Source organism: Yoonia sp., from assembly GCF_036770585.1.
Lineage (GTDB): Bacteria > Pseudomonadota > Alphaproteobacteria > Rhodobacterales > Rhodobacteraceae > Yoonia.
In genome coordinates, this window is the sequence record NZ_DAIPIW010000076.1 from 1 (window position 1) to 11,781 (window position 11,781).

Sequence of the window (11,781 nt, forward strand, 5' to 3'; positions counted from 1 at the left end):
GTCCTTGGCGTCCATCTCGCCCAGGCCCTTGAAGCGCTGCACGTCGATCTTGCCTTTGCCGCCGAGGCCGCGGGCCAGCAGGGCCTCTTTTTCGGCGTCGTCGGCCACATAGACCCGCCGTGCGCCTTGCGTCAGCCGATAGAGCGGCGGGCAGGCGAGGTAGAGGTGGCCGTGGTCGATCAGCGGACGCATCTGGGTGAAGAAAAACGTCATCAGAAGTGACGCGATATGCGCCCCGTCCACATCCGCATCGGTCATGATGATGATCTTGTCATAGCGCAGGTCGTCGATGTTGAAGCGGGTGCCCATGCCGACCCCCAGCGCCTCGCAGAGATCGCTGATCTCGGTGTTCGAGGTCAGCTTGTTCGAGGCCGCCCCCAGCACGTTCAGGATCTTGCCCTTCAGCGGCAAGAGCGCCTGATATTCGCGGTCGCGCGCGCCTTTGCCCGACCCTCCGGCGCTGTCGCCCTCGACGATGAAAAGCTCGGTCCCGGCGCGGTCCTTGCGGGTGCAGTCGGTCAGCTTGCCGGGCAGGCGCAGTTTCTTGGTGGCGGATTTGCGGGCGGTTTCCTTTTCCTGCCGCCTGCGCATCCGTTCCTCGGCCCGCAGCACCAGAAAATCGAGGATCGCGCCCGCGGATTTCGTGTCATTGGCCAGCCAGTTGTCGAAGTGGTCGCGCACGGCCCCTTCGGTCATCTTGGCGGCGGATTCCGTCGACAGGCGGTCCTTGGTCTGGCCGACAAAGGCGGGGTCGGCGATAAAGCACGACACCAGCGCGCAGCCGCCCGACATCAGGTCTTCGCGCGTGATCAGCCCCGCCTTCTTGTTGTTCGCAAGCTCGCCATAGCCCTTGATGCCCTTCAGGATCGCGTTCCAGAAGCCCGCGACATGGGTGCCGCCTTCGGGGGTCGGCACGGTGTTGCAGTAGGACTGGATGAAACCGTCGCGGGCGGGGGTCCAGTTGATGGCCCATTCGACCTTGCCGGGCTCGCCGAATTTTTCCCGGAATTCCACGGTGCCGGCAAAGGGTTTGTCGGCATAGGTGCTGGCGCTGCCGAGCGTTTCCTTCAGGTAGTCGGCCAGACCGCCGGGGAAGTGGAAGGTGGCCTCTTGCGGGGTTTCGCCATCGTCGATGTCGGATTTCCAGCGGATTTCGACGCCAGAGAACAGGTAGGCCTTGGAGCGGATGGATTTGAACAGCCGCGCCGGTTTGAAGCGGTGGCTGCCGAAGATCTCGGCGTCCGCATGGAAGGTGACGGTCGTGCCGCGCCGGTTGGGGGCGGTGCCGATCCGGGCCACGGGGCCAAGGGGCACCCCGCGCGAGAAGCGCTGTTCATAAAGTTCCTTGTTCCGCGCGACCTGCACCACCATGCTGTCGGACAGCGCGTTCACCACCGACGCACCGACCCCGTGCAGGCCGCCCGAGGTCTGGTAGGCCTTGCCTGAAAACTTGCCGCCCGCGTGCAGGGTGCACAGGATCACCTCGAGCGCGCTTTTGTCGGGAAATTTGGGGTGCGGGTCGACGGGGATGCCGCGGCCGTTGTCGCGGATGGTGACGGAATGATCGCCGTGCAGTTCCACCTCGATCCGGTTGGCGTGGCCTGCCACCGCCTCGTCCATGGAGTTGTCCAGCACCTCGGCCACAAGGTGGTGCAGCGCGCGTTCATCGGTGCCGCCGATATACATGCCGGGGCGCTTGCGGACCGGTTCGAGCCCTTCGAGAACCTCGATCGAAGAGGCGTCATAATCACCCGGGGAGGCCCCGGAAAGCAGGTCATTGGCCATTGGATACCGCTCTTGTTCTTTTGGTTTGGGGTATAATGGCAGGGGCGCGGGCAGGGGGCAATCGGGGATTGTCAGACAGCCTTTTGCCGCAGCCAGTCGTCCAAAGTCTCTTCGTCGATCAGGCGCTGGGCGGTCTGGATGATGATGGTGCCGGCTTCCTCGACATCGTGATCGAGCCGGATGCCGTTAAGATAAAGGCAAACAAGCATTGCGCGATAGGCGGTGCGTTTGTTGGCGTCGTTGAAGACGTGACCGGTCGCGAGGGCAACCGCATAGGCTGCGGCAAGGTCGAAGCAATCCTCAATCATGCCATATGCAAGGCGATTATCGACGCGCCCCAAGGCCCCCTCGAGCGACTTGTTCAGCGCGCGCCCCTGTAGCTCGCCCGCGTTCAGGACGCGGTCGTGGATCTCCTCTACCATCTCGGGCGTCAGCAGAAGAAAGTTCATTTGTCTTTGAGATAATCAAGGACCGGCTGCGCCTGTTCGCGCGTGGCCTCCATTGCCGCAAGCACCTCGTCCCGCGTCGCATAGCGCGGCTCTTCGGCCAGGGTGGCCTCGGCGGGCACCAGATAGGCGACGCATCTGGAATTCTTCATCACCGCCACAGGCTTGCCGCCCGAACGTTCCAGGACCTTATGCGGTTCGCGCAGTTCGGTCATTGTGCAGATGTGGTTGGTCAACAGACGTGTCATGGCGTGTACCTCCAGATAGAGACGCAAATATACATTTCAGTATACACTTTCAAGCCTTTCCTGCGGCGATGACATCCGCTTGCGGTCCGGCCCCCAAGGGCTAGTCTGGCGCGCAAAGGAGACCTTTCATGCGTATTTTCTTCACGGGCGGCAGCGGCAAGGCAGGCAGACATGCGGTGCAATATCTGCTGGCGCAGGGCCATCAGGTCACGAATGCGGACCGCGTGCCCTCGGGGCTCGACGTGCCCGAACTGCTGATCGACCTGACCGATGCGGGGCAGGTGATCGGGGCGATGTCGCAATATGCGGGCTGGGACGATCTGGAAGACGGTGTGCCGACCTATGACGCCGTCGTGCATTTCGCCGCCGTCCCGCGCATCCTGCTGGGCACCGATGGCGAGTGTTTCCGCCAGAACACCATCACCACCTACAACGTGATCGAAGCGGCGGTGAAACTGGGCATCCGCAAGGTGATCTTTGCAAGCTCCGAGACGACCTATGGCGTCTGTTTCGCCAAGGGCGAGATCAAGCCGGACTATGTGCCGGTGGATGAGGACCACCCGACCGTGCCGCAGGACAGCTATGCCATGTCCAAGGTCTGTAACGAGGCGACGGCGCGGTCGTTTCAGGCGCGCACGGGGTGCGATATCTACGGTCTGCGGATCAACAACGTGATCGAGCCGCATGAATACGCCGAAAACTTCCCCGCCTACATGCAGGACCCCGCCACGCGCCGCCGCAATATCTTTGCCTATATCGACGCGCGCGATCTGGGGCATATGGTGGATTGCTGCCTGAAGACCGACGGGCTGGGGTATCAGGTCTTCAATGTGGCCAACGACGATCTGTCGGTGGGGATCACCAGTGATCAGGTCATCGCGCAATTCTATCAAGGTGTCACGGTGCGCCGCGTGATGCGCCCCGACGAGACCTTCTATGCCAACGACAAGGCCAAGCGGATGCTGGGGTTCCAGCCCAGGCATAGCTGGCGGGATGTCTTGGAATGAGCTTTCCAGCTTTCGATCTGGCGGCCTTCGAGGCGGCATCGGGTGAAAGGCGGGCAGCACTGGCGGCCGATCTTGACCGAATCTGCCGCGAGACCGGCTTTCTCGTGCTGGAAGGGCACGGGCTGGACGATGCCGTCATTGCGGGCGTCTGGGATGCGGCGCGGGCCTTCTTTGCATTGCCGCCTGAAGCCAAGCAGGCGGTCGCGCCCCCCTATCAGGGGTATGCCTACGGTTATCTGGGACCGGATGCCGAGGCCTTGGCGCGCTCCAGGGGCGAAGAGACACCGCCCGACCTCAAGGAAAGCTTCAACGGCGGCCCCCTGCGGGTGCCGGAAGATGCCTCGCCCGATGCGATGAACTTCTGCTACCAGCCGACGCTCTGGCCTGATCTGCCGGGTTTCCGTCCGGCGTGGGAGGCCTACTATGCCGCGCTGGAGGATCTCGCCGCGCGGATCATGCGGGCCTTTGCGGCAGCGCTGAAACTGCCCGAGGATCATTTCGACCGGTTCATCGCCCACCCGATTTCGGCCCTGCGGGCGCTGCACTATCCTGCGACCATCGGTGCGCCGCTGGATCGGCAGCAGCGGGCGGGGGCGCATACGGATTATGGCTCGCTGACGATCCTTCTGCCGCAGCCGGGAAGCCAGGGCTTGCAGGTGCAGATGGATGGAGAATGGGTCGATGTGCCCGCGCCCGAAGGGGCCTTTGTCATCAACATCGGTGATCTGATGGAACGCTGGACGGCGGATGCCTGGGTCAGCACCCTGCACCGCGTGGTGGCCAGACCGGATCAGCCCGCGCGGCAGTCCTTGGCGTTCTTTCACCAGCCCGACTGGGATGCCGAGATCGTGCCGCTGGATGGATCGGACGCCTATCCGCCGGTCCGGTCGGGTCCTTACCTGATGGGCAAGTTTCAGGCGACCGGGGTCTAGGGGCTGCCGGCATCGGCAGGACCTTGCAGGTCCGCGCAGATTGCCTGAGCCTGTCCATTGTCGCCCTGATGGTCCAAGGTTAGATATGTGCCATGCGCCTGCCCCTGTCCCAGCCCCTGACCCTGATCGCCCTTGTCTGCCTGCCGACATCGCTTGTCAGTCATCCGCATGTTTTCGTCGCCGCATCGGTGCGTGTGGTCTTCGACCATGCGGGCGGGGTCGCGGTGCATCTGGACTGGCAGTATGACGACTTCTTCTCGCTGCTGGTGACCTCGGATCTGGGGCTGGACATGGACGGCGACCTTGTGCTGACCGCCGAGGAACAGGCGCTGCTCGATACGGAAATCGCGGCATGGCCGCCGGATTATGCAGGCGACCTCGAGGTGATGCAGGGCGAAGCGGTCCTGCCGCTTGGCGAGAAGTTCGATCATTCCATGGTCTATCAAGAGGGTGTCTTTACCGAACGCCATGCCCGTCCGGTCGAAGGTGTCATGGCCGATGCGCCCTTGCTGATCCGGGTCTATGATCCGGCCTTCTATACCGCCTACGACCTGACCGGTCCCGTCACCGTCGAGGGCCGCGACGATTGCATGGTCGAGATCATCCGCGCCGATCTCGATGCCGCCTATGCATTGGCCGAGAGCCTCTTGGGCGGGCCGATGGACGCGCAGGGGCCGGACGATTATTTTCCCGCGATTGGCGATGCCTTCGCGGATACGATCCAGATCACATGCGCTGGTCTCTGATCGGTCTGGCCGCTTTCGGTGCGGCGGCGCTTTGGCTTTGGGGCTTTGGCGGTGCGCAGGATGTGATGCGGATGGCCGCCTCGGCGCAACGGGACGTGCAGAACGCGATGGCGGCGGCCTTGCGCGGGTTGCGCGCGGGCGATGCGGGCGCGCTGGCGAGCCTCTGGGCCTTGTGTTTCGCCTATGGTTTCGTTCATGCGGCGGGGCCGGGCCATGGCAAACTGGTGATCGGCGGCTATGGCGCGGGCACGCGGGTGCCGGCGAGGCGGCTGGCGGGGCTGGCGCTGGCGGCCTCGCTTGCGCAGGCGGCGACGGCGGTGGTGCTGGTCTATACGGCGGTGCTGGTGCTGGGCTGGGGGCGCGCGCAGATGACAGCGGTCGCGGATGAGGTGCTGGCACCCGTCAGTTACGCAATGATCGCCGCCGTCGGCCTGTGGCTGGTCTGGCGCGGGCTGCGGCTGTTGCGTCCCCGCCATGACCACACCCACCACGGCCATGATGCGGTCTGCGCAACCTGCGGTCATGCCCATGCACCGACGCCCGAGCAGGCCGCCGGGGTGCGGTCGCTGCGCGATGCCGTAGCGATCATTGCCAGCATCGCGATCCGCCCCTGCACCGGCGCGCTGTTCCTGCTGATTCTGACGTGGCGCTTCGGCCTTGACTGGGCGGGGATCGTCGGCGCTTTCGTGATGGGGCTTGGCACGGCGAGCATCACGGTGCTGGTCGCCTTCGCCGCCGTCGGCCTGCGTGAAAGCACGCTGAAACTTGTCGGCAATGCCGCCGTCGGGCGCACTCTGGCATGGGGGCAGATCCTTGCCGGTGGCATCGTTGCCACCCTTGCGCTGCAATTGGTGATCCGCAGTCTCTGATCTTTCTAGACCTGCCCAAATTTCGGGCATAAGGCTGACGCCATGGAAAGCATCGCCCTGACATATCCGCAACACGCACGCGCCATCTGGAAACTCGGCCTTCCGCTGATTCTGTCGAATGTGGCGCAGTTCGCGATTCACATGACCGATACGGTCATGCTGGGCTGGTACAATGTGACGGCGCTGGCGGCGGTGACGATCGCCTCGACCATGTTCTTCGTCATCTTCATCGTGGGCGCGGGCTTTGCACAGGCGGTCTCGCCGCTGGTGGCCGAAGCCGCCGAGGGCGGGGACGAGGTGCGCGTGCGCCGTGTCACCCGCATGGGCATGTGGCTGTCGATCATCTACGGGCTGGCGGTCACCATCCCCTTCTTCTGGACCGAGCAGATCCTTGTCGCCATCGGGCAGGATCCCGAGGTGGCGGCACTGGGCCATATCTATCTGCAGATCGTGATCTGGCAGATGGTGCCTGCGCTGATCGTCTGGACGCTGAAATCGTTTCTGGCCGCGCTGGAGCACACGGCGATCATCCTCTGGGCCACGGTCGGCACGGCGGTGCTGAACGTGCTGGTCAACTACCTGCTGATCTTCGGCAACTGGGGCTTTCCCGAACTGGGGATCACGGGGGCGGCCATTGCCTCGCTTTCGGTGAATATCGCGGCGGTCCTGATGCTGGTGGCCTATATCAACCGCTATCTGCCGCAATACGAATTGTTCAAGAACTTCTGGCGCAGCGATGCCGAGATCATGCTGCGCGTCTTCAAGCTGGGCTGGCCGATCGGGCTGACATCGCTGGCGGAAGGCGGGTTGTTCAGCGCCTCGGCGGTGATGATGGGCTGGATCGGGGCGCTGGAACTGGCGGCACATGGCATCGCGATCCAATTGGCGGGGCTGACCTTCATGGTTCATATCGGGTTCAGTCAGGCGGCGACAGTGCGCGCGGGCCGTGCGCTGGGCCGCCGGGACGAGGAAGGTCTGCGCCGTGGCGGCAAGACCGCCATCGGCATGTCGGCGGGCTATGCCCTGGTCACCTCGTCGCTGTTTCTTTTGTTCCCTGCCTTTCTGGTGGGGCTTTTCGTCGATCCCTCTGACCCTGACCGCGCGATGCTGATCCAGATCGGCGCCTCGCTGGTCATGGTGGCGGCGCTGTTCCAACTGGTCGACGGATTGCAGGTGCTGGCGCTGGGCCTTTTGCGCGGGGTGCAGGATACCACCGTCCCGATGCTGATGGCGACCGTCAGCTACTGGCTGATCGGACTGCCGGTCAGCTATGTCATGGCCTTCCCGCTGGGGCTGGGCCCTGTGGGCCTGTGGCTGGGGCTGGTGATCGGGCTGGGCTGCGCGGCGGTCACGCTGCTGTGGCGGTTCTGGGGGCGATCCGTGCGGATCACCCCCGCGATGCCGGTTCTAGCCGAGTAGGTCGAGGTCCCGCAGCCGCAGCCGTGGTGTCCTGAGCAGCCCGAAATCCTCGAACGACGACTTGTGCGGAAAGAGCGCAAGGAACGCCCGCAGCGACTCCGCCCGCAGGCCGAGGTTGAAGGCGCTGCCGGGATGCAGGCTTTCGATCGCAAGGCCGTTGACATCGAAGGCGCATTGGCCCTGAAAGCCGAACTGGTAGAGCGTGACCAAAGTGGTCGGCCGCAGCTTGATCAGGTTGTTGCCATCGACGAAATCGGCGGCGGGGATGAAGGCCGTGTCGCTGCCGCTGACCTTGCGGATGCCGGGCGCGCGATGCAGCAGGCGGGCGCCGTGGCCAAGGACCAGATCGGTCGAGGGACGACTGTAGCCGAAGGCATCGGCTGTGATCCGCGTCATTTCCGCAAGCGGCGTATTCGCGCCGATCTCTTGTGCGTTGAAGGTCAGCGACCCGCGCCATTGCACGGTCTCGAAACTGCCGTCGGCCAGCTTCAGTCGGTCGCCGGGATAGACCTGCTCGACCGTGGTGATGCCAAGGTCTCCGGTCACCAGCGCGCCTTGCTTGAGAACGCTGAAGGCCTGCTCGAAGGCAGGGTGTGCAGCCGCGATCAGGTGTTGCTCGCAAACCGAACGGGTCCGGTCCAGATAGAGAATATCGAATTTCCGGCGCGCCATCCGCCCTTCGGCAGGGTCATCGGCAGGCCGCTGCGGCCGTCGCAAAGCGGGGGTCGCTATATAGCTGTCTGAAAAAATGGAATTGGGGGAATGATCCATGTGAAGGCCTAATTTGCAGGGTTCACATCCGGCGTTGTCCCACCAACAACGTCAGATGCAATACTGATTACTGTTACAATTGCCGAGCGCCGGAGAGAGGGACTGGTCGTCGAAACCGGACGACCCCTTCAGCGACGCTCACAAGCGGCGGTCAGGCGACTTCGGTCTGACGTGGCTTGATGCGGCGGATTTTCTGCAAATCGATAGGTTTCGCGGCCCGGCGTATGATCATCGCCTTGCGGGGCTCACCACGAGAGAAGGGCATATGGCTGTCGTAAGCTGCAACGGCGGCTTCGAGCGATTTTTGCCAGCGACTTTTCATCATTGATACCTCTTATGTCTTGACCCTCACCTTTTTGCGGGGCCATTGAGATAAGTGTCGCGCGGTAAACTGGCGATTTTTTGACGGATTGGCGGACATTCTCCGAGAGGCGAAGATTTTCTCTCAAAATGCATAACGGTATGAAATCAGTGGCATTTCTGCCGATTTTGCCCGGTCTTTCAGACCCTCCGCTTCACGAAAATGGGCGAAGTTGTCTTAATTCGTCCATCTCGCGGCCCGCTAAAGCCGGATGGCCGAGATCAGTCTGCCGTAGTCGGCCTCGCGCTTGTGGACCGAGCGGCGATAGCTGAAAAATCTCTGTGCGTCCTGATAGGTGCAATGTCCGGTCCATGCCGCCTGCCCGACACCCGAAGCGCGCAGCCGGTCAAGGCCGAATCCCGGCAAATCGAGGTGGAACCGGTCGCCCTTGCCGCGTGAAAAGAACCGCGCAAAGGCGCTGTCGCGCGCAAGGAACTGGTCGCGCAATTCCGGCCCGACCTCATAGGCTGTCTGGCTGATCGTCGGTCCGATGACGGCGCTGATGTCGGCGCGCGTGGCGCCAAGGGCCTCCATCTGCGCGACGGTTGCCTCGAGCACGCCTGATACAGCACCTTTCCACCCCGCATGGGCGGCCCCGATCACCCCCGCTTTGGGATCGGCAAAAAGAACCGGCTGGCAATCCGCCGTCAGGATGCCAAGTGCAACGCCCTTGGTCGTCGTTACCATGGCGTCCACCTTTGGCGCAGGGGACATGGGGGCGGTCACGACAACCACATCGGCCGAATGGATCTGGTGCACCCCTGCCAGCATGTCGGGGGCGACGCCCATCGCCTCGGCGACGCGGGCGCGGTTGATCGTCACGACGTCATGCTGGTCGGAACTGCCATGGCCGCAATTCAGGCCGTGGAACACGCCCGACGACGCTCCGCCCGCACGCCCGAAAAAGCCGTGGGTCATACCGGAGAGCAGCGGGCTGGTGATGACATCCAAGCTCATGGATCAAGTCCGGGTGGCGGGGTCGCGGTTGCGGGATAAAGTCCGATTACCTTGAAAAGGGTGCCCATTTCATCAGGGTGGGTCAAGCGCCTGTGTGCGGCGATATGGGCGGCCAGCCCCTCGCCCTGAAGGGACCGTGCCAGCGCCTGCGCGCGGTCGGTGATGCCCAGCCGTTCCAGAAACACGCCCTGCGGGGTGACGCGGGTATGTCTGGCGGGGGGCGCGTGGCGGGCGATCTCGGCGAAATCCACATGGGCGGTCAGGTCGGCCGCGCCCGGGGTGGTCAGCGGATCGACGTGATCGTGCCCCCTGAGCGCCTGAAGCGTGTCACCAAGCGAGGTCCAGTCGCCATAGTCGATGATCAGTGCGGCACCGCCATGGGTGGCGATGCGACTGGCGATCTGCTGCACCATGGCGGGCAGGGCGGGGCAGATTTCCACAAGGTCACCGTCCCCGGTGTCGGCCAGCCGGTGTTCCAGCAGGGCAAGCGGTGCAGGGGCGGAAAGGCCCAAGGTCAAGCGGTCATCTTCGAGGCCCACCATCCGCTCGCGCCAGCCGTCACCGTCGCGGATGAATTGCCGGATCGGCAGGGCGTCGAAAAACTCGTTGGCGATCAGGAAAAGCGGCGCGTCGGGCAGGGTGGTGACACTGTCGTGCCAATGGGCAAGTGGAAGGGCCTTGGCCTGCAATGCCTTGAGCGTGGCCGAGGTCTCGACCAGATGCACCTTTGCCGCGGCGTGAAATCCCGGCACGGCTTTCGTGGCCCGCAGGACATCGGCCATCAGCGTCCCGCGCCCGGGGCCGAGTTCGGCCAGCGTGAAGGGTGTCGGGCTTCCCTGATCCAGCCAGGCCTGTGCCAGAGACAGGCCGATCAGCTCGCCGAACATCTGGCTGATCTCGGGGGCGGTGATGAAATCGCCCGCCGCGCCGAAAGGATCGCGCGTGGCGTAATAGCCATGGGTCGGGTGCATCAGGCACTCGGCCATGTAGTCGGCGATGGTGATGGGGCCGGTGCGGGCGATGCGGGCCGCGATGATCTCGGCCAGCGGGGTCATCGCCGCCGCGCCACCAGCACCACGGTCAGGCCGACAAGGATCATCGGCAGGGTCAGCGTCTGCCCCATGGTCAGGCCGATGCCGTTGATATGGAAGGCCAGCCCCAGCGGATTGCCTTCCGAGACGAATTGCGCATCGGGCTGGCGGACGAATTCGACGACAAAGCGCGACAGACCATAGCCGAGGAAAAAGATGCCCGACAGCAGCCAGTGCCGTTTCAGCGCGCCAAAGCGGAAGGCCAGCAGCATCAGGACAAGGCCCAGCAGAAGGCCCTCCAGCCCCGCCTCGTAAAGCTGCGAGGGGTGGCGGACGCAAGGCTCCGTTGCGGTGGCGCAGGATTGGGCGGCGGCACCGGGAAAGATCACGCCCCAGGGCAGGTCGGTCGGACGGCCCCAAAGCTCGGCATTGATGAAATTGGCGATGCGCACCAGCAGGATCGCGGGGGTGGCGGACACCGCGATGATATCGGCCAGTTCCGGCAGCGGCACCTTGTGGCGGCGGCTGAACAGGATCACCGCCAGCACGACGCCAAGGAACCCGCCGTGGAACGACAGCCCGCCTTCCCAGATGCGGACGATGTCCAGCGGATCGGACAGGAATTCTCCCGGCTTGTAGAACAGCACATAGCCCATCCGCCCGCCCGCGATGACGCCGACGACGATATAGGTGAGCAAATCCTCTAACTGTTTGACCTGCAGCGGCGGTTCGCCCCGCCAGAGCTGCGGACGCTGGATCGCCAAGCGGATGATCCAGTAGCCCAAGGCGATCCCCACGATATAGGCCATCGCATACCAGCGCAGGGCGATGTTGACCCCGAAAACCTCGAAACCGAAGATAATGGGCGAGATATCGGGAAAGGGTATCGCGGCAAACATGGGCTTTGATTGTCCGGCCCATGCGGCAAAGTCAACAGGGCAAGCTCAGAGGTTGAGAAGCGGCCCGCGAAGGCCCATATAGAAGTCAGGCAATTCCGGAGAGAGCCATGCAGAGCAACAACAAGTTTTTCGATGATCTGAGCCAGTTGATGACCAACGCGATGGGCGTCGCCCAAGGTGCGCGGGACGAGGCGCAGACCGCCATGAAGTCGATGATGGACCGCTGGCTGGCTGACCGCGATTTCGTCACCCGCGAAGAATTCGACGCGGTGCGCGCGATGGCGCAAAAGGCGCGGGAAGAGAACGAGGC

At 63.7% G+C, this 11,781-nt stretch carries 14 protein-coding genes; 6 read left to right on the forward strand and 8 right to left on the reverse strand.

From position 1 onward, the window contains the following. From V7N12_RS11840 to V7N12_RS11850, 3 genes are all read right to left on the reverse strand, one after another. Positions 1-1,785: DNA gyrase/topoisomerase IV subunit B (locus tag V7N12_RS11840; protein ID WP_333714787.1), on the reverse strand; the 1,785-nt coding region annotated here is incomplete at its 3' end. A 71-nt stretch (positions 1,786-1,856) separates the two neighbouring features. After that, positions 1,857-2,234, reverse strand: a complete 378-nt coding sequence (locus V7N12_RS11845; RefSeq protein WP_333714788.1) for a type II toxin-antitoxin system death-on-curing family toxin — start codon at positions 2,232-2,234, stop codon at positions 1,857-1,859. Next, a complete protein-coding gene (locus V7N12_RS11850) occupies positions 2,231-2,479 on the reverse strand; it encodes a hypothetical protein (RefSeq protein WP_333714789.1) in 249 nt (82 codons plus the stop codon). Before V7N12_RS11850 ends, V7N12_RS11845 begins: the two co-directional genes overlap by 4 nt. Before the next feature lie 128 nt (positions 2,480-2,607). Between V7N12_RS11850 and V7N12_RS11855 the strand changes: the two genes are divergently transcribed. The 5 genes from V7N12_RS11855 (at position 2,608) to V7N12_RS11875 (ending at position 7,452) form a co-directional block, all read left to right on the forward strand. Then, complete coding sequence (locus tag V7N12_RS11855; RefSeq protein ID WP_333714790.1) at positions 2,608-3,486, forward strand: NAD-dependent epimerase/dehydratase family protein; 879 nt, start codon at positions 2,608-2,610, stop codon at positions 3,484-3,486. Further along, on the forward strand, positions 3,483-4,418 hold the full coding sequence (locus tag V7N12_RS11860; RefSeq protein ID WP_333714792.1) for an isopenicillin N synthase family dioxygenase: 936 nt from the start codon (positions 3,483-3,485) through the stop codon (positions 4,416-4,418). Before V7N12_RS11855 ends, V7N12_RS11860 begins: the two co-directional genes overlap by 4 nt. A gap of 92 nt (positions 4,419-4,510) precedes the next feature. Then, positions 4,511-5,164: a DUF1007 family protein gene (locus V7N12_RS11865; protein ID WP_333714793.1), complete on the forward strand. Its 654-nt coding sequence runs from the start codon at positions 4,511-4,513 to the stop codon at positions 5,162-5,164. Beyond that, complete coding sequence (locus tag V7N12_RS11870) at positions 5,149-6,033, forward strand: nickel/cobalt transporter (protein ID WP_333714794.1); 885 nt, start codon at positions 5,149-5,151, stop codon at positions 6,031-6,033. The genes V7N12_RS11865 and V7N12_RS11870 overlap by 16 nt, the downstream gene beginning before the upstream one ends. 42 nt (positions 6,034-6,075) lie before the next feature. Continuing rightward, positions 6,076-7,452 (forward strand): MATE family efflux transporter, encoded by a 1,377-nt coding sequence (locus V7N12_RS11875; RefSeq protein ID WP_333714795.1) that lies wholly within the window; start codon positions 6,076-6,078, stop codon positions 7,450-7,452. On the opposite strand, the gene V7N12_RS11880 is transcribed toward V7N12_RS11875, so the two are convergent. The 5 genes from V7N12_RS11880 to lgt form a co-directional block, all read right to left on the reverse strand. Next, positions 7,441-8,124 carry a Hint domain-containing protein gene (locus V7N12_RS11880; RefSeq protein WP_333714796.1) on the reverse strand — a complete coding sequence of 228 codons (684 nt, stop codon included), beginning with the start codon at positions 8,122-8,124 and terminating at the stop codon, positions 7,441-7,443. The two genes, V7N12_RS11875 and V7N12_RS11880, sit on opposite strands and share 12 nt — an antisense overlap. A gap of 250 nt (positions 8,125-8,374) precedes the next feature. Next, positions 8,375-8,545: a hypothetical protein gene (locus tag V7N12_RS11885; protein ID WP_333714797.1), complete on the reverse strand. Its 171-nt coding sequence runs from the start codon at positions 8,543-8,545 to the stop codon at positions 8,375-8,377. A 240-nt stretch (positions 8,546-8,785) separates the two neighbouring features. Further along, on the reverse strand, positions 8,786-9,541 hold the full coding sequence (pgeF, locus tag V7N12_RS11890; protein WP_333714798.1) for a peptidoglycan editing factor PgeF: 756 nt from the start codon (positions 9,539-9,541) through the stop codon (positions 8,786-8,788). Then, positions 9,538-10,596, reverse strand: coding sequence for a class I SAM-dependent methyltransferase (locus V7N12_RS11895; protein WP_333714800.1), 1,059 nt, complete (start codon positions 10,594-10,596; stop codon positions 9,538-9,540). The genes pgeF and V7N12_RS11895 overlap by 4 nt, the downstream gene beginning before the upstream one ends. After that, positions 10,593-11,471, reverse strand: a complete 879-nt coding sequence (lgt, locus tag V7N12_RS11900) for a prolipoprotein diacylglyceryl transferase (protein ID WP_333714802.1) — start codon at positions 11,469-11,471, stop codon at positions 10,593-10,595. Before lgt ends, V7N12_RS11895 begins: the two co-directional genes overlap by 4 nt. 107 nt (positions 11,472-11,578) lie before the next feature. Between lgt and V7N12_RS11905 the strand changes: the two genes are divergently transcribed. Next, positions 11,579-11,781: accessory factor UbiK family protein (locus V7N12_RS11905; protein WP_333714803.1), on the forward strand; the 203-nt coding region annotated here is incomplete at its 3' end.